This is a genomic window from Marixanthomonas sp. SCSIO 43207, assembly GCF_019904255.1.
Lineage (GTDB): Bacteria > Bacteroidota > Bacteroidia > Flavobacteriales > Flavobacteriaceae > Marixanthomonas.
On the sequence record NZ_CP063203.1, the window covers coordinates 217,816 to 240,086 of the forward strand.

22 protein-coding genes and 1 tRNA gene are annotated in these 22,271 nt (G+C 34.6%); 15 read left to right on the forward strand and 8 right to left on the reverse strand.

Features of this window, described 5'->3' with window-relative positions; all coding sequences use genetic code 11:
- Complete coding sequence (locus tag INR76_RS01035) at positions 1-1,050, reverse strand: RluA family pseudouridine synthase (RefSeq protein WP_255592735.1); 1,050 nt, start codon at positions 1,048-1,050, stop codon at positions 1-3.
- Positions 1,040-1,657 carry a PASTA domain-containing protein gene (locus INR76_RS01040; protein WP_223108778.1) on the reverse strand — a complete coding sequence of 206 codons (618 nt, stop codon included), beginning with the start codon at positions 1,655-1,657 and terminating at the stop codon, positions 1,040-1,042. Before INR76_RS01040 ends, INR76_RS01035 begins: the two co-directional genes overlap by 11 nt.
- Positions 1,658-1,753: 96 nt before the next feature.
- Between INR76_RS01040 and INR76_RS01045 the strand changes: the two genes are divergently transcribed.
- Complete coding sequence (locus tag INR76_RS01045; protein ID WP_223108779.1) at positions 1,754-2,731, forward strand: D-alanine--D-alanine ligase; 978 nt, start codon at positions 1,754-1,756, stop codon at positions 2,729-2,731.
- 23 nt (positions 2,732-2,754) lie between these two features.
- On the forward strand, positions 2,755-3,204 hold the full coding sequence (gene coaD / locus INR76_RS01050; RefSeq protein WP_223108780.1) for a pantetheine-phosphate adenylyltransferase: 450 nt from the start codon (positions 2,755-2,757) through the stop codon (positions 3,202-3,204).
- 77 nt (positions 3,205-3,281) lie between these two features.
- Here coaD and rpsT read toward each other — a convergent pair whose 3' ends face one another.
- From rpsT to proS, 3 genes are all read right to left on the reverse strand, one after another.
- Positions 3,282-3,533: a 30S ribosomal protein S20 gene (gene rpsT, locus INR76_RS01055; protein ID WP_223108781.1), complete on the reverse strand. Its 252-nt coding sequence runs from the start codon at positions 3,531-3,533 to the stop codon at positions 3,282-3,284.
- Between the two features lie 19 nt (positions 3,534-3,552).
- A tRNA-Glu gene (locus INR76_RS01060) sits at positions 3,553-3,624 on the reverse strand.
- Between the two features lie 79 nt (positions 3,625-3,703).
- Positions 3,704-5,179: a proline--tRNA ligase gene (gene proS, locus INR76_RS01065; RefSeq protein ID WP_223108782.1), complete on the reverse strand. Its 1,476-nt coding sequence runs from the start codon at positions 5,177-5,179 to the stop codon at positions 3,704-3,706.
- A gap of 164 nt (positions 5,180-5,343) precedes the next feature.
- Between proS and INR76_RS01070 the strand changes: the two genes are divergently transcribed.
- Positions 5,344-6,330: a hypothetical protein gene (locus INR76_RS01070; protein WP_223108783.1), complete on the forward strand. Its 987-nt coding sequence runs from the start codon at positions 5,344-5,346 to the stop codon at positions 6,328-6,330.
- Positions 6,331-6,360: 30 nt separating this feature from the next.
- Positions 6,361-7,881, forward strand: coding sequence for an OmpP1/FadL family transporter (locus INR76_RS01075; RefSeq protein WP_223108784.1), 1,521 nt, complete (start codon positions 6,361-6,363; stop codon positions 7,879-7,881).
- On the opposite strand, the gene INR76_RS01080 is transcribed toward INR76_RS01075, so the two are convergent.
- Positions 7,876-9,240, reverse strand: a complete 1,365-nt coding sequence (locus tag INR76_RS01080) for an aspartyl protease family protein (RefSeq protein ID WP_223108785.1) — start codon at positions 9,238-9,240, stop codon at positions 7,876-7,878. The genes INR76_RS01075 and INR76_RS01080 overlap by 6 nt on opposite strands.
- A gap of 95 nt (positions 9,241-9,335) precedes the next feature.
- Between INR76_RS01080 and INR76_RS01085 the strand changes: the two genes are divergently transcribed.
- Both INR76_RS01085 and murB read left to right on the forward strand, forming a co-directional pair.
- Complete coding sequence (locus INR76_RS01085) at positions 9,336-10,529, forward strand: pyridoxal phosphate-dependent aminotransferase (protein WP_223108787.1); 1,194 nt, start codon at positions 9,336-9,338, stop codon at positions 10,527-10,529.
- Positions 10,529-11,542 carry a UDP-N-acetylmuramate dehydrogenase gene (gene murB / locus INR76_RS01090; RefSeq protein ID WP_223108788.1) on the forward strand — a complete coding sequence of 338 codons (1,014 nt, stop codon included), beginning with the start codon at positions 10,529-10,531 and terminating at the stop codon, positions 11,540-11,542. The genes INR76_RS01085 and murB overlap by 1 nt, the downstream gene beginning before the upstream one ends.
- Here the strand turns inward: murB and INR76_RS01095 are convergent.
- Positions 11,539-12,150: a fasciclin domain-containing protein gene (locus INR76_RS01095; RefSeq protein WP_223108789.1), complete on the reverse strand. Its 612-nt coding sequence runs from the start codon at positions 12,148-12,150 to the stop codon at positions 11,539-11,541. The genes murB and INR76_RS01095 overlap by 4 nt on opposite strands.
- 93 nt (positions 12,151-12,243) lie before the next feature.
- Here INR76_RS01095 and INR76_RS01100 point away from each other — a divergent pair, with 93 nt between their 5' ends.
- From INR76_RS01100 to INR76_RS01125, 6 genes are all read left to right on the forward strand, one after another.
- Complete coding sequence (locus INR76_RS01100; protein WP_223108790.1) at positions 12,244-12,447, forward strand: membrane or secreted protein; 204 nt, start codon at positions 12,244-12,246, stop codon at positions 12,445-12,447.
- A 53-nt stretch (positions 12,448-12,500) separates the two neighbouring features.
- Positions 12,501-13,595 carry a glycosyltransferase gene (locus INR76_RS01105; protein ID WP_223108791.1) on the forward strand — a complete coding sequence of 365 codons (1,095 nt, stop codon included), beginning with the start codon at positions 12,501-12,503 and terminating at the stop codon, positions 13,593-13,595.
- The gene (locus INR76_RS01110; protein WP_223108792.1) at positions 13,586-14,152 is read left to right on the forward strand and encodes an RNA polymerase sigma factor; all 567 of its coding nucleotides are present in this window, start codon (positions 13,586-13,588) and stop codon (positions 14,150-14,152) included. The genes INR76_RS01105 and INR76_RS01110 overlap by 10 nt, the downstream gene beginning before the upstream one ends.
- A 102-nt stretch (positions 14,153-14,254) precedes the next feature.
- Positions 14,255-15,127 carry a lipoyl synthase gene (lipA, locus tag INR76_RS01115; RefSeq protein ID WP_223108793.1) on the forward strand — a complete coding sequence of 291 codons (873 nt, stop codon included), beginning with the start codon at positions 14,255-14,257 and terminating at the stop codon, positions 15,125-15,127.
- A 13-nt stretch (positions 15,128-15,140) separates the two neighbouring features.
- The gene (gap, locus tag INR76_RS01120; protein ID WP_223108794.1) at positions 15,141-16,142 is read left to right on the forward strand and encodes a type I glyceraldehyde-3-phosphate dehydrogenase; all 1,002 of its coding nucleotides are present in this window, start codon (positions 15,141-15,143) and stop codon (positions 16,140-16,142) included.
- Positions 16,143-16,172: 30 nt separating this feature from the next.
- Positions 16,173-18,434: a response regulator gene (locus INR76_RS01125; RefSeq protein WP_223108795.1), complete on the forward strand. Its 2,262-nt coding sequence runs from the start codon at positions 16,173-16,175 to the stop codon at positions 18,432-18,434.
- Here the strand turns inward: INR76_RS01125 and lpxK are convergent.
- Positions 18,431-19,444, reverse strand: coding sequence for a tetraacyldisaccharide 4'-kinase (gene lpxK / locus INR76_RS01130; protein WP_223108796.1), 1,014 nt, complete (start codon positions 19,442-19,444; stop codon positions 18,431-18,433). The two genes, INR76_RS01125 and lpxK, sit on opposite strands and share 4 nt — an antisense overlap.
- Positions 19,445-19,577: 133 nt before the next feature.
- Between lpxK and INR76_RS01135 the strand changes: the two genes are divergently transcribed.
- The 3 genes from INR76_RS01135 (at position 19,578) to msrA (ending at position 22,254) form a co-directional block, all read left to right on the forward strand.
- Entirely contained in the window at positions 19,578-20,672 is a 1,095-nt protein-coding gene (locus tag INR76_RS01135; protein WP_223108798.1) for a Nif3-like dinuclear metal center hexameric protein, read from the forward strand.
- A gap of 3 nt (positions 20,673-20,675) precedes the next feature.
- Positions 20,676-21,458, forward strand: coding sequence for a zinc ribbon domain-containing protein (locus INR76_RS01140; RefSeq protein ID WP_223108800.1), 783 nt, complete (start codon positions 20,676-20,678; stop codon positions 21,456-21,458).
- 112 nt (positions 21,459-21,570) lie between these two features.
- On the forward strand, positions 21,571-22,254 hold the full coding sequence (gene msrA / locus INR76_RS01145; RefSeq protein ID WP_223108801.1) for a peptide-methionine (S)-S-oxide reductase MsrA: 684 nt from the start codon (positions 21,571-21,573) through the stop codon (positions 22,252-22,254).
- The last annotated feature ends 17 nt before the right edge of the window (positions 22,255-22,271 follow it).

The window sequence follows — 22,271 nt, forward strand, 5'->3', positions numbered from 1 at the left end:
TTATTCAATAACGTGTTTTGAATAATTGCGCCATTTTTCAAGACATTCTTCTATATCTTTAGGTATAGGCGATTCAAATCTTTTTTGCTCACCAGTTACGGGATGTACAAATCCAAGAGTGCGAGCATGCAAAGCTTGTCTTGGCAATACTTTGAAACAATTTTCTACAAACTGTTTGTATTTACTAAATGTGGTTCCTTTTAATATTTTATCTCCACCGTAACGCTCATCATTAAACAAGGTGTGACCTATATGTTTTAAATGAACCCTAATTTGATGGGTTCTTCCGGTTTCTAAGCGGCAAGAAATTAATGTAACATACCCCAACCGTTCTATTACTTCAAAATGTGTGACAGCATGCTTGCTTCTTTCTTCAAGTTCGTCATCTTCAAAAACTGTGTTTTGGAGTCTGTTTTTGGGGTGTCTGCCAATGTTACCCTCAATAGTACCAGATTCTTCTTGTATATTTCCCCAAACAAGGGCTATATATTCACGCTCGGTAGTTTTATTAAAAAATTGCTTAGACAAATGTGCCATCGCTTCTTCCGTTTTAGCGATTACAAGCAATCCGCTAGTATCTTTATCAATTCTATGTACAAGCCCCGGACGGTTGCTACTATTGTTTGGTAAATTATCAAAATGAAACGTAAGTGCATTAATTAATGTACCTGTGTAATTTCCGTGACCGGGATGCACAACCATACCGGCTTTTTTATTTACTACCAGTACCGAATCATCTTCATATACAATATCGATAGGAATATCTTCAGGAACTAATAAGTTTTCATAAGGCGGATGTTCAAAAAGAACAGTAACTACATCACCGGGCTTTACTTTGTAATTTTGTTTTACCGAAGCGTCATTGACGTGAATGTTACCATCTTTTGCAGCTTTTTGTATTTTATTTCGCGTAGCATTTTCAATGCGATTCATTAAAAATTTATCAACTCGAAGTGGTTGTTGACCTTTATCGGCTACATATCGATAATGTTCATATAAATCGTCATTACCTGAATCTTCTGTATTTTCTGAAGCAGTATTATTGCTCATTGGCTTCATTTTCATTTGGTTGTTCTTCCTCGTCATTATCATTTTCCTGTTGTACCCTATTGAGTGATTCATCACCAACAATTAGATCAATAACTGCCGTTTTTTGAATTTTTGTCCCGGGCTCAAGTTTTTCTCCTTTGTATCGCATTTCTTTTACTTGATCACTTATGTCTGGGCGATAACTTACTTTTCCTATTTCAAAGCCCATAGCAAGTAACGTAGGTTCTGCTTGTCTTCGTGTTCTTCCTATTACATCCGGAACTTGTATTTTTCGATATCCTGACGGGTTTAAATACAAATAAATTTTCCGATCTTCTTTTACATATTTTCCAGCTTTCGGAATTTGTTCAATTACTGAAAACTTAGGATAGTCAGGGTTGTAATTTGCAGAATCTAATATTTCATATCGCAAATCAAGCTCACCAAGTTTATCTTCAACTACATCAAGTGAAAGCTTACTTAAGCTAGGAACTTCTATTTTCTGTCCATGATTGGTGGTAGATTTAAGCCACCACATAATCAAAAAACTTAATACAATTAATGCCAAAACAGCTAACAGCAATTGCTTTAAAAATGCTTTGGTAAAGAGGAATCTGAAAAATGTCATAGATTATAAGTTGATACGCAAAAATAACAAACCAAAGTTAGTATCTTTCTGTGGATTAGTGATATTTTTGTTAAACGTTACTTTTAAACATTTGGTATGACAAAAAAACATGTAGCTGTTGCAATGGGCGGTTATTCTAGCGAATTTGAAATTTCATTGCAAAGTGGAGCAATGGTTTGTGAATATTTAGACAAAGAAAAATATCACGCCTATCCTATTCATATATTAGAAGAAGGCTGGTTTTACGTTTCAGAAAACGGCACAAAAGCCCCTATAAATAAAGAAGATTTTAGCTTTGAAAAGGATGGTAAAACTATTAAACCAGATTGTGTTTTTAATTGTATTCACGGTACACCCGGTGAGGATGGTCAACTACAAGCTTACTTACGATTAGTAGGTGTTCCGCAAACCAGCGCCGGTTACTATCAAGCAGCCTTAACCTTTAATAAAAGAGATTGTTTATCTGTATTAAAAGGCTTCGGAATTAACTGCGCCAACTCATATTACGTTAATAAAGGAACTACAATTGATAAGGAAGAAATCATCAAAAAAGTAGGGCTACCTTGCTTTGTAAAACCCAATCGAGCAGGGTCCAGTTTTGGTGTAAGCAAAGTAAAAGAAATGGACGCATTAATTCCTGCCATTGAAAAAGCGTTTCAAGAAGACAATGAAGTATTGATTGAAACCGCTCTAATAGGTCCAGAAGTACAAGTAGGTGTTTATAAACATAAAGGCGAAATCATCGCTTTACCCACCACCGAAATAGTTTCAAAAAATGAGTTTTTTGATTATGAAGCAAAGTACTTAGGAGCCTCAGAAGAAATAACACCGGCTCGAATAAGCGAAAAAGAAACGCAAAAAATACAGGCCGAAGCCAAAAAAATATACCAAGTATTAAATATGAACGGTGTTTCTAGAAGTGATTTTATTATTCAAAAAGGAAAGCCTTATTTTATAGAAACCAATTCAAATCCCGGTTTATCAAAAGAAAGCATTGTCCCTAAGCAAGTACGAGAAACCGGAATGTCTCTTACAGAATTTTTTAGTATTTTGGTAGAAGACACTTTGAATTAAAATTTAAAAAAAAAATCAATATCATGACAAAACGTGCAGTATTTCCAGGTTCTTTTGACCCTATAACACTAGGTCATGTAGATATAATAAAACGTGCGTTACCTCTCTTTGACGAAATCATTATCGCCATAGGCGTCAATGCTCAAAAAAAATATATGTTCTCGCTAGAAGAACGAAAACACTTTATTGAAACAGCTTTTAACGAGTATGAATCTGTACAGGTAAAAACGTATACTGGGCTCACGGCAGATTTTTGCAAGGCAGAAAACGCTCAATTTATATTACGTGGTTTACGTAACACAGCAGATTTTACATATGAACAAACCATAGCGCAAGCCAACGCCAAGGTTATGGATGTTGAAAGCTTGTTTTTATTAGCATCTCCAGCTGTTTCATATATATCATCATCTATAGTTCGCGATATCGCAAGAAACGGTGGCGATTACAGTGCTTTGGTACCTTTTTCTATTTAAGAATATTTAAAAATAAACATAAAAAAAACTCCTTCAAATTTCTGAAGGAGTTTTAAATTTTTAAGAAATCTTCAAACTTATAGCGCAGCCATATGTCTTGAGATCTGAGACTTTAAATTAGAAGCCTTATTCGTGTGAATAATGTTGTTCTTAGCTAATTTATCAATCATAGACATTACCTCAGGAAATAACTTTTCAGCTTCTTTCTTGCTTGATGCTTCTTTAAGCTTTTTAATTGCATTACGTGTCGTTTTGTGTTGGTAACGATTACGTAAGCGCTTTGTTTCGCTATTTCTAATTCTCTTTAAAGCTGACTTGTGATTCGCCATAATTCATTTCTTTAATTTGTAGCCCGTAGGGGAATCGAACCCCTGTTACCAGGATGAAAACCTGGCGTCCTAACCCCTAGACGAACGGGCCAATTGTTTTTCAATTGCGGATGCAAAAATACAACACATTTTCAATTCTGCAAACAGTTTTTAAACTTTTTTAAAAAAAATTAATAAGCCTTTGCAAATAAGACTCTTGCAGAAGAAGGTTTTCCTGTAATAATACAGCTTCCTGCTTCTTTTTTGCCATCCAAAGGTATACAACGTATGGTTGCTTTGGTTTCATTTTTAATTTTTTCTTCAGTTTCAGAAGTACCATCCCAATGTGCTGAGACAAACCCACCTTTATTTTCTATTACTTCTTTAAATTCTTCATAGCTATTTACCTCGGTGGTGTGTTCTGCCCTATAATCAACTGCTTTTTTATAAAGATTCTCTTGAATTTCGGTCATCAAACCTTGTACAGTAGTCACAACCTCATCTTGATTAACAAACTCCTTAGTCAAAGTATCACGCCTTGCTAATTCTACAGTTCCTTTTTCAACATCTTTGGGACCAATAGCTATACGAACAGGCACTCCTTTTAATTCGTATTCATTAAACTTCCACCCTGGTTTGTGCGTATCTCGATTGTCAAATTTTACTCGAATACCTGCTTCACGTAATTGAGCTTGTAATTCTACAGCAACTTTACTTACTGCCTCAAATTGCTCATCATTTCTGTATATAGGAACAATTACCACTTGATCTGGCGCTAATTTGGGCGGTAACACCAAGCCATTATCATCACTATGCGTCATAATTAAAGCTCCCATTAATCGAGTAGAAACGCCCCAGGAAGTTGCCCAAACATATTCTTGTTTTCCTTCTTTTGAAGCAAATTTTACATCAAAAGCTTTTGCAAAGTTTTGACCTAAAAAGTGTGATGTACCAGCTTGTAATGCTTTTCCATCTTGCATTAATGCTTCAATACAATAGGTTTCTAGAGCTCCTGCAAAGCGTTCACTTTCAGTTTTAAGCCCTTTTACAACCGGAACTGCCATGTAATTTTCAACAAAATCTGCATATACATTCATCATTTGTTCTGCCTCTGCAATAGCTTCATCTTTGGTTGCGTGAGCGGTATGTCCTTCTTGCCATAAAAATTCTGCAGTGCGTAAAAAAAGACGTGTACGCATTTCCCACCGCACTACGTTAGCCCATTGATTTACCAAAATAGGTAAATCACGATACGACTGCACCCACTTTCTATAGGTATCCCAAATAATAGTTTCAGAAGTAGGACGAACAATTAATTCTTCTTCCAGTTTAGCTTCAGGATCTACAACAATACCATTACCATCTTCATCATTTTTTAAACGATAATGAGTCACTACAGCACATTCTTTGGCAAAACCATCCACATGACTTGCTTCTTTACTGAAATAAGATTTTGGAATAAAAAGTGGAAAATATGCATTTTGATGCCCAGTTTCTTTAAACATTCTATCCAACTCAGCTTGCATTTTTTCCCAAATTCCGAAACCGTAAGGTTTGATTACCATACAACCTCGAACGCCTGAGTTTTCAGCAAGGTCTGCCTTGATAACCAACTCATTATACCATTTTGAATAATCTTCAGCTCTTTTTGTTAAGTTCTTTGCCATATACGGTAGTTTGGCACAGCATTTGTGCCTGTAGTGTTAAATAATTAGTTGTTTTCGTTTATCTCGACAAAACTAGTTATTTTTAAGATGTTCAACAATTAAAATAAATAGCAGTTATGCAACCAATATATACCACAAAAAAATTTCACCTCCCGTATTTCTTCATGGGATTTGTAGCTCTTTTACTCACTTCTTGCGGAACATACAACACAGGATATTCAGATAGTGATGGAATTTACGATTCTAATCAAGATGCTGTTGCTGTTGAAGAAGAAACCAGTAGTGAAAGAGGGAATTATTACAAACAATACTTTAATACCAAGGCAAACGAACTTCAAGACATTCCTGAAGACGAAGATTTGGTTTTTACAGATATTGAAGCCTATACCACATCAGAATACCTAGATGATGAAGGAAATATCGTTATCGAGGAAAGAGGTTCTTATGAAGATGGATATGGACCTTGGGGTAGTAATTCTGAAGAAGTTACAGTAAATATTTATAATAACAGTGGATTTAACTTTGGCTATTGGAATAGTCCTTATTGGGGTTACAATAGTTTTTGGGGGTATCCATACAGCTTTTATAGCCCTTATTGGTCATGGAGCATAGGCTGGGGACATCCTTTCTACGGTTATTACGGTTGGGGCTACCCATTCCACTACGGCTATGGTGGCTATTTCCCATACTACTATAACCACCATTATGCTTACGGAGGTTATTACGGAAACCATTATTATGATGGCGTTTCTTATAACCGAGGCAGAAGAAATACAGATTATGGAAGAACTGTTAATTCTCGCGGTAGATCAAATGTTGATAGCAGAACAGACAGAAGCCGAACTTCCTATTCAAGATCTGAACTTAGAAGACGTGTTGAAGCTAGAAACAATGCACGGTCTAAAAGATCATCTGTGCGAAGAAACAGCACTTTTAGCAGGTCAAATAACAACTCAGTAAGAAGAAGTAATACTCAATCGGTACGTAGAAGCAACTCTAATTCTAGAAGAACACGATCTTACTCGCCTTCATCTAGAAGTTCTAGAAATTCATCCAGCAACTTTAATAGTTCAAGAAGATCAAGTTCTTCGAGTTCAGGAAGTAGACGAAGCAGCGGCGGAAGCAGCAGCCGAGGTGGCGGACGCGGATAAATCAAACAACAAACAAAAAATTACATTGCTATGAAAAGAGTTTTTTTCTTCCTCATACTAGCCCTTTCTATGGGCACACTGTACGCCCAAGGAATAGTTGATGGCCTACGATATTCTCAAGACAATATAACTGGTACTGCTAGATTTAACGCTCTAAGTGGAGCATTTGGAGCCCTAGGTGGTGACTTATCAGCAATGGCTATTAATCCGGCTGGTAGTGCTGTTTTTTTACGTAATGAAGCCAGCGTTTCTGCTCGTTTTTTAGATCGTGAAAATGAAGCGTCTTACTTCGGTACCCTTACCGGAAGTCTCGAAAACGACATCAACCTTAATCAAGCCGGAGGAGTGTTTGTTTTTGACAACGCAGACGAAAACTCTCTTTGGAAAAAATTTACATTGGGTGTTGGGTATAACAACAATCAAAGTTTTGACAATGAACTTTTTATAGCCGGAAACGGAAACACATCTATATCAAACTTCTTTCTTCAGCAAGCACAAGGTATTCCTTTAAACTCATTGCAACTACAGGGTAATGAAACCATTTCAGATTTGTACAGCTTTTTAGGACAAAATCAAGGAGTTGCTGCTCAAAATGCATTTTTAGGATATCAAGGATTTATATTTGACCCGGTTGATCCAGAAAATTCAAATAACACACAATATACTTCAAACGTAGGTTCTGGTAATTTTAATCAAGAATATACTTTTTTAAGTGAAGGTTACAGCGGAAAATACACCTTAAATTTAGCTACTCAATTTACAGATGATTATTACTTCGGAATTAATCTAAACTCTCACGTAATTGATTATCAACAAAGCACTTTTTTATACGAAACCAATAACAACCAAGGTAGTACGGTAAATCAAATTGGATTTCAAAACAACCTTTCGGTGTTAGGTTCTGGATTTTCAGCTCAGCTAGGTGGTATCGCCAAAGTTGCAGATTACCTACGCTTAGGGCTTACGTATGACACACCAACTTGGTATACTATTTCAGAAGAAACTTCACAATATCTTGAAACGCAACGTACCATTGAAGGTCAAACAAATACGGCAATAATTGATCCGCGAATTTTAAATATTTATGAAGATTACACCCTTCGCACTCCCGGAAAAGTAACGGCCAGTGCTGCTTATATTTTTGGTAAAGACGGTTTAATTAGCTTTAATTATTCGTACAAGGATTTTTCTGAAATCACTTTTAAGCCTACTTCAGACCCTAGTTTTTCTGCATTAAATTCAAATATCAACAACACACTTACCGCAGCATCTACATACCGTATTGGCGGGGAATATCGTATTGAAAATTTGAGCTTACGCGCAGGGTATCGTTTTGAAGAAAGCCCCTATAAAAATAAAGAAATAGTTGATGACTTAACCAGTTTTTCACTGGGTACAGGCTACAACTTTGGATCGTATTATTTTGATTTCTCATACAGCTGGATTGAACAAGATAGACAACAACAACTGTACAATGTGGGCTTAACAGATCGTGCTGCGGTAAACACTACAGATAGTTCACTTGTATTTACATTTGGATTAAAATTATAATACTTTTTCTAAGCGAAAACTCACCTTAAACTTTCTATTATTTCGTAAAATTTCAAGGTTAATTCTTTTTCCTTCTTCTGAAGAGAAAAGCGTATTGAGTTCTTGTAATTTGTACTTATGAATAGGTCTACCATTATATTTGGTTATTTCATCACCTTTTAAAATACCAGATTTTTCAGCTACTGAATTTTTTCTAATTTCGGCTACAACGTACCTGGGAACTAAAAAAATTTCGGTTTTTGAATAGATATTAAATGCTTTGTATCCGGTTGAACTTTTTAATTCGCTAAACCTTGAGCCTACCGTAGCTGTACGTTCTTCAAGTGATTGTTTTTCTGTGTACACATCAACTCCATCATGCTCAATTGTCAATCCACTCATATTATAATGAAAAGGATCTGAAAAATATCTGTTTGGCTTAAGCATTACTTTTTTGTTGGGGTAATCCATGGTTACGGTAAAACGTTTTAAGAAATCACCGCCCAGGCTTCCGTCGCGTTCAATATAAAGTTCTAGATTTTCAGTAGCTTCTTTATTAGGAAAAGCTACATTGACAGATTCAAGTTCAAAAGTTTCTGCTCGTACCGATTGAAGACGGGATCGCTTTCCATAAATATGACCGCTTAAGCCAAGTCCTAAAAAATCTTCAAAATAATTTTTTGGGTTTTCTTTTAAATACCCCTGTGGTTTAAACAACCATACAGCATCACTAGAACCACTATCGAGCAATAGGGTAACTTCTTTATTTTGGTTTTCAGACTTTACTACTACATCAACGTAAGGTTTGTCTTTATAAAATTTCAGATCTAACACCTCACACCTTCTACATTTCTTATATGAATATTGACTTGGTTTGTAAAATTTTATTTTTTTTGAAGTATAACTTGTTTTGACAATAAAACTTTCAAAAAAATCTAGCCCTATAATACCATTTATGGGCACTCCCATTCTAGGCGAAAGGTTTAAGGAGTTTTCAAAAATCACATAAATTGTATGATTTTTACTGATAGCGTTGCCTATTTTTATTTCGTTATTTTCACTCTTCAAACCTCTTAAAAAACCGCCTTCTCCCAATCCTCTAATGTTGACTGGTTTTGTTTCTTTTAGTTCAACAGAATCTTGTTTGGCTAGACTGAATATTATCGTAGATTTAACACCGGTATCAAGTAAAAAAGAAAGAGGTGTTCCATTTACTTCTACAGGAATAATTACCAGGTTATTGATTAAGTCAAAAGACACTTTATCTCTTTTATCACCTTCAGGAAGCGCAAAACTTCCTTGTGAAAAAACATTCACCTTACTACCCAGAAGAATGCTTGTCCATACTACAATTAAGAATATGTTTTTTAGTACTTTCAAACTGTATTAAGATAAAAAAAATTAATGAAAGAAACCCCATTTGGGTATGTAATTATAAATATATTTCAGACCTTTGTTGGCTAAAACTTCAAGCTATGCCTAAAGTATCTGTAAAAGGGCAAAACATGCCCGAATCTCCTATTAGAAAATTAGTTCCTTTTGCTGAAAAGGCCTATAAAGCAAATAAAAAGGTTTATCACTTAAATATTGGACAGCCAGACATTAAAACTCCACAAGTTGCGATGGATGCTGTAAGTTTACACCACTTAGATATTTTGGCATATACTCGCTCTGAAGGGTCTGAGGGTTATCGAAAAAAGATAGCAAACTATTATCAAGACCAGGACATTCCTGTAAATCACGATGAAATTATTGTAACTACAGGTGGTAGTGAGGCTTTATTATTTGCAATGGGAAGTATTGCAGATGTGGGTGATGAAATTATAATCCCTGAACCTTTTTACGCAAATTACAATGGCTTTGCCACTGCTTCTGGTGTATCTATTGTTCCGGTTATTTCAAAGATAGAAAACAACTTTGCCCTACCTCCTATTTCAGAATTTGAAAAGCTAATCACACCCAAAACCAAAGCAATATTAATTTGCAATCCGGGAAATCCGACCGGGTATTTATATTCAAAAGAAGAAATACAAAAATTAGCTGCTATTGTAAAAAAACACGATTTATTTTTGGTAGCAGACGAGGTATACCGTGAGTTTGTGTATGGAGATGAAAAACACTATTCTATTCTTCAAGAAGAAAGCCTAACTGAAAACGGAATTATTATCGATTCTGTATCAAAACGCTACAGTATGTGTGGTGCTCGCATTGGCTGTTTAGTTACAAAAAACAAGCAAGTATTAAGTACTGCTTTAAAATTTGCACAAGCACGATTAAGTCCACCAACATTTGCTCAAATTGCTAGTGAAGCTGCATTAAAAACTCCTCAAAGCTATTTTGATGAAGTTACCAAAGAATACAAAGAACGTCGTGATTTATTGGTTGAAAAACTACGTGAAATTCCAGGCGTTAAAGTAGGTGAACCTAAAGGAGCTTTTTACTGTATAGCAGAGTTACCTGTTAAAGACAGCGATGTGTTTGCGCAATGGTTACTTGAAGAGTTTGATGTAGATGGTGAGACGATAATGGTAGCTCCAGCTGCTGGATTCTACTCTACACCCGGAGTAGGTAAAAACCAAGTGCGTATTGCGTATGTTCTTAAAAAAGAAAGTCTTTTAAAAGCTGTAAACATATTAAAGATTGCTCTTGAACAATACCCAAACAATTAATGCAGATTGAAGAAAATAAATCACTTAAAGATTATAACACTTTTGGCATAGCTTGTTCTGCTAGATATTTTGTTGAAATTACTTCAATAGAAGAATTAAAAGAAATACTAGCTAACCAAAATTATACTGAAAGATTTATTCTAGGAGGCGGCAGTAACATGCTGCTTACCAAAGACATTGATGCCCTTGTAATACATGTAAACTTAAAAGGGATTAAAATTATTTCTGAAACAGATACCCATGTCACCTTACAAGCTATGGCCGGTGAAAATTGGCACGAATTTGTACAATTTTGTATTCAAGAAAATTATGGTGGAATAGAAAATCTTTCTTTAATCCCCGGCAATGTAGGCACTGCTCCCATTCAAAATATTGGTGCATATGGTGTAGAATTAAAAGATGTATTTGTGTCTTGCAATACGGTAGAAATTGCTTCTACAAAAGAACAGGAGTTTACTAAAAAAGACTGCAACTTTGGCTATCGAAATTCTATTTTTAAAAACGAAGCAAAAGGAAAGTACATCATAACATCTGTTACGTTTCAGCTTACAAAAACAAACCATAATTTGAATACAGATTATGGTGCTATACAGCAAAATTTATCTGAAAAAAACATTGAAAATCCTAGTATTTCAGATATTTCTGAAGCGGTTATAGCCATTAGGCAATCAAAGCTTCCTGATCCTAAAAAACTAGGAAACAGCGGCAGCTTTTTTAAAAACCCCATTGTTGGTTCAGAAAAGTTTAAACAATTTAAAATCGATAACCCAGACGCTCCGTATTACCAATTATCACCTAGTGAATACAAGATTCCTGCGGGTTGGCTGATAGAACAAGCCGGTTTTAAAGGCAAACGTTATGATGATGCTGGAGTTCATAAAAACCAAGCTTTGGTTTTAGTAAACTACGGCAATGCTTCTGGTAACGATATCTGGCAGCTGGCCTTAACAATTCAACAGAAAGTTAAAGACCAATTTGGTATTTTTATTGAGCCTGAGGTAAACGTTTTTTAATCAACAAAAAGTACTTTGTCTAATACGTGAACAACACCGTTAGAGCCATTGATATCACTTTTACCTACAAGAGCTTTATTTCCGTTTTCATCTTCAATCATAATATCCATTCCACTTTTAACGACAGTTAAAGTTTTTCCTCCCAACGTTTTTAAAGTATTTGAACCTCCTTTACCTTTTTGCAACAAAGCAGAAGAAGCTATATCTCCTTCAACCATATGGTTTTTGAGCAGTGTACTTAAGGCTTCTTTATTTTTTACATTTAAAAGATTTTTTTTCTTTTCAGCAGGGATGCTGTCAAACGCTGCATTTGAAGGAGCAAAAATTGTATATGGTCCTTCATTTTTTGACAACATTTCAGTAAGACCCGTAGTCACCAATGCACTCGCATAATTCTTAGTTTCACCTGTTACCATTAGCTTTGACATAACACTATTAAGTCGTTCCTTTTCTTCAACAGTCAATTCTTTTTTAACTTGCTGAACTTTTTGTGGAGCTTCTTTTATAATTTCATCTTCAACTTTTATAGTTTCCTTTTTATCATTTTTACAAGCAATAAAGCTGCTAAACACTAAAACAGAAAAAAATAATTGGGTAACACGTTTCATACGTTAATTTTTAATGGATTTTAACGCTAAAATTAACTAAAATCCCACCACATCACCAAGAAAGATTGTATTTTTGCACTATAAAATATAGTTATGGGAATTTTACTTATTACAGTTCTATTGTTGTTATTGGCTTTTGCCGGTATTGCCATAAAAATATGGGGTAAAAAAGACGGCAAATTTGCCGGTACCTGCGCAAGTCAAAATCCATTCTTAAATAAAGAGGGCGAAGCTTGTGGTTTCTGCGGAAAGTCGCCAGATCAATTTGAAAATTGTTCTGAAACGTCACACAAATAATTTAAATTGATTTTCTTACAAACGTTTCAAGAACCCTAAATCGTTTATAGCCTATGGTGCTACTTTACGCGCTCATTGTAGTGGTTTTAATCAATTGTGGGTATTTCTTTCTTTTTTCTAAGTTTTCATTTTTTACTTTTCCTGAAATTACTTCAGAAAAAAACTATCCGGTTTCTCTTATTGTTTGTGCAAAAAACGAAGCTGAAAATCTTCAAAAACACATTCCGCTTTGGTTAAACCAAAACCATCCAGATTATGAATTAATCCTAATTGATGATGCGTCAATCGATGATACATTGGAGGTTATGGAATCGTTTCAGAATGAGTATCCACAAATACAGATTGTTAAAGTAAAAAACAACGAGGCATTTTGGGCAAATAAAAAATATGCACTTACCTTAGGTCTTAAACGTGCAAAAAATCAGCGTTTGTTATTTACCGATGCCGATTGCAAACCCGCTTCAAATGAGTGGCTAAGTACTATGACGGCTGAGTTTTCAGAAGAAAAACAATTAATTTTAGGTTATGGTGCGTATCAAAAAGGCAGAGGGTTACTTAATCGATTAATTCGTTTTGAGACGTTAATGACAGCGCTTCAGTATTTTTCATATGCAAAAGCAAAAATACCTTACATGGGCGTAGGTAGAAATTTGGCCTACACTGCAAAATTATATTATGACAATAAAGGGTTTATGTCACATATAAAAGTTCCATCTGGCGATGATGATCTTTTTGTAAATGAAGCTGCAACCCCCAATAATACTGCAATTTGTGTTTCTGAAAAAGCCTTTACCTACTCAATACCTAAAACAACCTGGAACGAATGGTGGCGTCAAAAAAAGAGACACATTACCACTGCAAAATTGTACAAACCGCTTCACAAGTTTTTATTGGTACTATATTATTTATCGACAATTTCTTTTTGGGTATTAGCTGTGTTAACGCTTATTTTTTCAAGCTGGAAACTTGCTTTACCTATTGTTATTTTTCGCTTTTTAATTGAATATATAGTTGTAGGAAAAGCTGCAAACAAACTTGGTGAAAAAGACCTAATTCCATTCATTCCTTTTTTTGAACTGTTTTTAGTATGCTATCAAATGAGTATCTTTATTTCAAATAGCAGAACAAAACAAAGTAGGTGGAAGTAAGCAAACCTGAAATTATCAATTACATACAAAAAGCTAAAAATGGCAAGCAAAGTGCTTTCAAGTTTTTGCTAGATACATATTGGAACACTGTTTTTGGATTTCAACTAAAACGTGTAAAAAATGAATATGAAGCCGAAGATATTTCAATAGAAACCTTTGCAAAAGCTTTTGATAAAATTAAAACTTTTGATGAAAAGTATGAATTTGCCACTTGGTTGATAGCCATTTCAAAAAACATACAAATAGACAAGAGCCGAAAAAAAAACGCTTCATTATATAGTAATACCACCAATACTTCAGAAGAACATATTCAGAAAATTGCAGACCATTCCCCCACTCCCGAAGACAAACTAATTACTGAGCAAAACCTTGCAGAACTTCTGCGATACATCAAGCAATTAAAACCACATTATCAAGAAGTTATAAATCTACGGTATTTTCAAGAGATGAGTTATAACGCCATTGCCAAAGCTGTTAATGAACCTCTCAATAATGTAAAAGTAAGACTACTAAGAGCCAAAAAATTACTAGCAGAAATCATTACAGAAAATACATAGCTACCTCTTTTTTTTAAGCTTCAATAGGCATAAAACGAATACTTGTATTTTAACCCTTATAAATCAAAAAACAGGTTTATTTATTTATATCTTTGTCATGCTATGGAAACACAAACACTAGAACGAAAAAAAACCACACCAAAACCAAAATGGTTACGGGTAAAATTACCTACTGGAAAAAAGTATACCGAGTTAAGAGGTCTAGTTGACAAATATGATTTACACACCATATGCACCTCCGGAAGCTGCCCAAATATGGGAGAATGTTGGACCGAAGGCACAGCTACTTTTATGATATTGGGTAATGTTTGTACACGCTCTTGTGGGTTTTGCGGTGTAAAAACCGGTAGACCAGAAACCATCGATTGGGATGAACCTGAAAAAGTAGGTCGTTCAATTAAGCTGATGGATATAAAACACGCGGTTATCACCTCTGTAGATAGAGACGATTTAAAAGATATGGGGTCTATCATTTGGGCCGAAACTGTAAAGGCCATACGTAGAATGAACCCAAATACTACATTAGAAACTCTTATTCCAGATTTTCAAGGCGTTACTCGCAATATAGACAGAATCATTGCTGTAAAACCTGAAGTTGTATCTCACAACATGGAAACCGTAAAGCGATTAACTCGCGAAGTACGTATTCAAGCAAAATACGAGCGTAGCCTAGAAGTTTTAAATTACCTTAAACAACAAGGCATCAATCGTACTAAAAGCGGAATTATGTTAGGATTGGGTGAAAAAGAAGACGAGGTTATTGAAACTTTAAGTGACTTACGCTCTGTAGGACTAGATATTGTAACCATTGGACAATATCTTCAACCCTCAAAAAAACACTTACCGGTTAAAGAATTTATCACACCAGAACAGTTTAAAAAATATGAAGAAATAGGTCTTGAGATGGGTTTCCGTCACGTAGAAAGCGGTGCGTTGGTTCGTTCTTCATATAAAGCACAAAAGCATTTAACGTAATCTTTTTTTAAGTATGGCAGAAAAGATTAAAGTGGGTATAAACGGCTTTGGACGTATAGGTCGCAACCTTTTTAGATTGCTACTTGATCACCCTCATATAGAAGTTATTGCTATTAATGATTTAGCAGATGCCAAAACTCTTTCCCATTTACTCAAGTATGACAGCATTCACGGTGTGCTACAGAAAGACGTTAGTTATTCTGAAAATAGCATTATTATAAACAATAGTTCATTTCGGTTTTCTTCAGAAAAAAGCATAGAAGACATTAATTGGACAGGTGTTGATATTGTAATTGAAAGCACTGGAAAATTCAAACTTAGAGAACAGCTTGAAAAACATATTAAAGAAGGTGTAAAAAAAGTAATTTTATCGGTTCCGCCGATAGAGGATGATATTAAAACCGTAGTTCTTGGTATTAATGATGGTATTTTGGATGAAGATGATACAATCATTTCAAATGCTTCTTGTACCACAAATAATGCTGCTCCTATGCTTAAGATTGTTCACGATCTTTGCGAAATTGAACAAGCTTACATTACTACCATCCACTCCTACACAACAGACCAAAGCCTTCATGATCAACCTCATAGAGATTTACGTAGAGCACGTGGTGCTGCACAATCTATTGTTCCTACTACTACCGGAGCTGCAAAAGCTTTGACCAAGATATTTCCAGATTTGGCTTCAGTGATTGGCGGATGTGGGATTCGGGTTCCTGTACCTAATGGATCATTAACAGATATCACCATCAATGTAAAAAACAAAACCAATATTGAAGCTGTAAATGCTGCTTTTAAGGAAGCTTCAGAAACTAGTTTAAAAAACATTTTACAATACACCGAAGACCCCATTGTATCTATTGATATCGTAGGAAATCCTCACAGCTGTATTTTTGATGCCGGAATGACCTCGGTAATTGGCGGTAAAATGGTAAAAATAATTGGCTGGTATGACAATGAACGTGGGTATTCATCAAGAATAGTTGATTTAATCTTACAAGTTTCGGGGAAATAACTATATTTATCGTCAAAGTACATATACTAAATGCATAGGGCTTTATTTACATATAAACCTGTATCAATCTTCTTAGCTTTCTTTTTTACATTTTGTGGCGTACTAGCCCAAGACCGTAAAATTGATACTATTGCGTTAATTAAAAAAGATAGAGAAAAGGCTATCAATGCAATTTTTAAGCAAGATTTTGAAACAGCAATTTTAAGCCTTAATGAAGCAAACCAACTAGCGCTCAACTCAAATAATACTCTTTTAAAATCTGATATACGCTTTCATATTGCAGAGCTTCATTACTACCTGCAAAATTTTCAAAAAGCTTCTGAAGAAATTAATAAATCAATCACTCTTATCAATTCACTTGATATCGAGAAAGATTCAGAATTGGCAAAATCATTTGCTCTTAAAGGGCTTATTCTCGTTAAAACAGGTGATTTTCAAAATTCAGAAAAGTTTTTAAAAGATGCGTATAAAATTTATATACAACAAAATGACGAAGCTGGTCAAAGCCAAGTTATTCTAGGCTTAGGATTATTAGAACTTCAGAAAAAGAATTACAACTCGGCCATAAATTATTTTGACGCAGCCATTCCGTTATTAAAAAAGTACGAGTTTACCTATCAAGAAGCTGAAGCTCACTTAAGAAAAGCAGACGCCTTTTTGAACATTGCAGATGGATCTCAAGCTTCAAACTTAAGAACAGCAAAAACTTCACTTGAAAAAGCGCTATCAATTATTGATACCAATTCGTTTTCAAAATTAAAAGCAGATAGTTACCGTGTTATTTCATATATCGCACTTAAAGAAAATGATTTTAAAAAATCTGAACGCAACCTAGAACTTTACGAAACTGAAAGCGAAGCTTTATACAAAACGTATATGGATGCGGTTTCAAAAGGTGTTGACTTAGAGTCAAACATTGGTGATTTAAATGAAATTATTGCCACACAAAAGGATGATCTTGATAAAAAGAAAAAGTCTATCAAGTTTACTCAAATGACAACGGGATTAAGTATTGCTTTAATTGTAATTCTTTCCTTGTTAACACTTTCACTGTATAAAAACAATAACTTAAGAGCCAAAGCAAACGACCTTTTAAAAGATAAAAATACAGAGCTGCAATTGGCCAAAGAAAAGGCAGAGAAAGCTTCATTGGCTAAAGCACAATTTTTATCTACTATTACTCACGAGCTAAGAACACCGTTGTATGCCGTTACCGGTTTAACGCATCTATTACTTGAGGAAGACCCAAAAGATCACCAAAGAGAGCATCTAAATTCATTAAAGTTTTCAGGAGAATATTTGCTGTCTTTAATTAATAATATTTTAGATTTAAATAAACTTGAAGCCAATAAAGTTGAACTAGAGCGTACTACTTTCAGCCTTAAAAAACGAATTAATGATGTACTCATTGCTTTACGAAAAACAGCAGATGACAAGAATAACAAACTTCATTTAGAGTTTGATGAAAATATCCCTAATAAACTAGTAGGAGATCCATTAAAGCTGTCTCAAATTTTAATTAATCTGATTGGTAATTCTTTGAAGTTTACTCAAAATGGCGATGTTACGGTTCGTGTGCAAAACTTAGAACAAAAAACCAATAAAGTTCTTCTACACTTTGAGATTGAGGACAACGGCGTGGGTATTTCAAGAAAAAAGCAAAAAAGTATTTTTGAAACCTTTTCTCAAGGATCACTTCAAATTAATAGAAAATTTGGAGGTACCGGCCTTGGGCTTTCTATCGTTAAAAACTTACTTGAATTGATGAATAGCAAAATTAATTTAGAAAGTCAGCTAGGAAAAGGGTCAAAATTTTGGTTTAATTTAACGCTTTCGGTATCTGAAGAATATCAAGAAGATGAAAATGCCAATAAAGTTGCTTATGAAATTGACTATGAAGTACTAGAAAACAAATCTGTTTTGGTAGTTGAAGACAACAAAATCAACCAGATGATTACCAAAAAGATTCTTGAAAAAAACCATATGAAATGTATGGTAGCAGACAATGGTATGGATGCCATTAAACTGGTAAAAGACAACAGTTTTGATATCATTTTAATGGATATTCATATGCCGGGCATAAGCGGTATTGAAGCCACCCAAAAGATTAGAGATTTTAATAAGCAAATTCCAATAATTGCATTAACAGCTGTTACTGTTGACGAAAATCTGGATGATTTTTACAGAGCCGGATTTAATGATATTATCCCAAAACCATTTAAAACTGAAGAATTTTTCGAGAAAATTTACCGCACAATTGATAATAAAAAAATGCCAATTGAAAACAGTTAACTCTTTCTTTTAAAAGCAACCCGTTGCAAGATTGCTTCCTTAAAAAAAGGACCTTGGTCATTCTTTATTTTGGTGGTAATAGGTAAATAATAAAAGGCAAACTTGTCTAGTTTTGTTTTAAGCCGCATAAAATCCTTTTCAGTAGTTAAAATTAGTTCTTCCTTTTTTAAGGTTTCAATTTCTGAAGTTGAAAAACTATGGTGATCTGAAAATTTTTTATGAGAAAACTGAAAATTATTATTCTTCAAAAAATCAAGTAAAGGCTGAGGGTTTGCTATTCCAGTAACCAAAGTAAATTTTTTGTTTGAAAGATAATCTAAAGGCAGTGACTCCTTTTTACCAATAATTGTATCATCATAACCAATAGACGAAAAATAGATTTTTTGATGGTTTTGTAAGGGCATTACATATTCTATTTTTTGCAGCTTGGCATATGGTACAGTGTCAGGACATTTTGTAACCACGATAATATCGGCTCGCTTTATACCTTTTCTTGGTTCGCGTAAATTACCGGTTGGCAACATAAAGTCATTTATAAATAAATCATGGTAAGGAGTGAGTACTATATTGGTATCTGCTTTCACTTTTCTATGCTGAAAAGCATCGTCAAGTAATAGCACTTCAGCTTTTTTCTGAAGCTGCTCAATCCCGGTTCTTCTATCTGCACACACAGCTACCGTCACGTGAGGAAATTTATTTTTAAACTGAAGCGGTTCATCTCCTGTTTGTTCGGCGGTATGCGTTTGTAATACTTCTAAATATCCAGAGGTTTTTCGTTTATACCCACGACTCAACACAGCAATTTTATAATCTTCTTGAAGGGTTTCAATTAAATATTCAATCATGGGAGACTTTCCGGTCCCTCCTACTGAGAGGTTTCCTACACAAATAATAGGAATTGAATATTCACTACTTTTTAAATAGTTGTTATCGTATAAAAAATTTCTAAAACCTGTAATCCATCCGTATATAACAGCAAAAGGAAATAAAAATTTTCGGAGTATTTTCATATTACGAAAGTACTAATTCCCACACATATGTAATGACATTGAATTTAAATTTACAAATCTTGTATGAAAGTAAACGGCTTGCATAGTGTAAAACAGTTGAAACTCCTATCTTTACGGTAAAATTTTGCACTTTATGAAAGTAAAAGACGTCATTCAATTATTAGATGAATTTGCTCCCCTATCCTATGCCGAAGATTTTGACAACACAGGATTACTAGTTGGCGATGCACAAGCAACCGTTTCAGGCATTTTGGTCACCTTAGACACGCTAGAAGCTGTAGTAGATGAAGCTATTTCAGAAAACTGCAATATGATTGTTAGTTTTCACCCCATAATTTTTTCTGGCCTAAAAAAACTAACCGGAAAAACGTACGTAGAGCGTGTAGTTCAAAAAGCCATTAAACATGACATTAATATTTTTGCTATTCATACTGCTCTAGACAACGCCTGGAATGGGGTTAACGCAATGATTTGCAAAAAGCTAAACCTTACAAATAGAAAAATTTTAATTGAAAAAGAAGCTTCAATAAAAAAACTACTCACATTTGTTCCTGTAGATAATGCACCAACCGTGAGAGAAGCTTTATTTAATGCAGGTGCCGGTGAGATAGGTAATTACAGCAATTGCAGTTTTACACTAGAAGGTAAAGGAAGTTTTAATGGCAATGAAGATAGCAACCCCACAATAGGTACTAAAGGAGAAACCCATTTTGAAAAAGAAATGCAAATTGGCGTTACCTATCACAAACACAAAGAAAATAGGATACTACAAGCGCTTTTTGAAGCGCACCCCTATGAAGAAGTGGCCTATGAAATATCAACCCTTGATAACAAAAATCAACAGTTGGGTATGGGGATGATTGGCGAACTCTCTTCGGAAATTTCTGAAGAAGAATTTTTAAAATTTATAAAAAAAACGATGCAAACCGGATGTGTAAGGCATTCAAAATTGCAAAATAAAAAAATAAAAAAAGTAGCCGTACTTGGAGGAAGCGGAAGCTTTGCAATTAAAGCTGCAAAGGCTGCTGGAGCAGATGCTTACGTAACTGCAGATTTAAAATATCATGACTTTTTTACAGCAGAAAACGATATTTTATTATGCGATATTGGTCACTATGAAAGTGAACAATACACAAAAGAGCTTTTAGTTTCTTTCCTTACAAAAAAAATTAGTAATTTTGCAATCGTTTTATCACAAATAAACACCAATCCTATTAGCTATTTTTAATTTATGGCAAAAAAAACAGAAACCACTGTAGAAGAAAAGTTAAGAGCACTGTACGACTTACAATTGATTGACTCTAGAATCGATGAGATTCGTAATGTGCGTGGAGAATTACCTTTAGAAGTTGAAGATTTGGAAGATGAAGTAGCCGGTATGAATACCCGTCTTGACAAGTTAAACACAGATCTAGAAGTGCTTGAAAACAATATCAAAGAAAAGAAAAATGGTATTGAAGAATCAAAGGCTCTTATTAAAAAATACTCTTCACAACAAGACAATGTACGTAACAACCGTGAGTACAATTCTTTAAGCAAGGAGATTGAGTTTCAAGAATTAGAAATTCAATTATCTGAAAAGCACATTAAAGAATTTAAAGCTCAAATTGAGCAGAAAAAAGAAGTGATTGAGGAAACCAAATCACGTTTAAAGGATCGTGAAGATCACTTAAAACATAAGCAAGGTGAGCTTGATGAAATTCTTTCAGAAACTGAAAAAGAGGAAAAAGCTCTTATAAAAGAATCTGAAAAATTTGAGAAAAAGATTGAAGAACGCCTAGTAAAAGCTTATAAGAGAATTCGCGGAAACGTTAAAAACGGTCTTGCTGTAGTGCAAGTTGAGCGAGGTGCTTCTGGTGGTTCTTTCTTTACAATCCCTCCACAAGTACAAATGGAAATCGCTGCCAGAAAAAAGATAATCACTGATGAACACAGTGGACGTATTTTGGTAGATCCTGCTCTGGCACAAGAGGAAAAAGAAAAGATGGAAAAGCTTTTTGAAAAAGTTTCATAAATAGCTTTTAAAAAACTATAACAAAGCCTTCACAAATCGTGAGGGCTTTTTTTAGTACTTTTCTGAAAGGAATTTTTAAACAATTCGACAGATTTCAAAAAACTAAAGTACTATGAACAAGCTATTCTTCCTTTTATTTTCCTCTCTAATTGTTTCACTTCCTGTTTCTTGCCAATCTAATGATAAAAACAAAGAAGCTGAAGCGGTTGCACAAAAGACACAACAACCAGTTACGGTTCCTTCTGAAAATGGATTGGAACGCGCCTACTTTGCAAGTGGTTGCTTTTGGTGCGTAGAAGCTATTTATGAAAGCGTAAAAGGAGTAGACGAAGCCATTTCTGGGTATAGTGGCGGTCATACAAAAAACCCAACCTATGAATCTAGTAACACGGGCACAACAGGACACGCCGAAGCAGTAGAGATTATTTATAACCCAAATGTAGTTTCTTTTAAGACATTGGTAGATGTGTATTTTGGATCTCAAAATATTACTCAAGTAAATGGACAAGGTCCAGACCGCGGATCACAATATAGAAGTATTATTTTTTATCAAAATGATGAGCAAAAGCAAATAATTGATACTAAAATTGCAGCGCTAGAAAAAGAAGTTGGTAAAGGTAACGTAGCCGCGCAGGTACTTCCTTTTCAGAAATTCTGGAAAGCCGAAGCATATCATCAAGATTATGAGAAAAATAATCCTAACAACCCGTACATTCAAAACGTTTCTATACCTAGGTTAAATAAGTTTAAGGCAAAGTTTCCTGATATTTTAAAAACCGATAAAGAGACACATTAAAGAAAAGTATTCCAAGA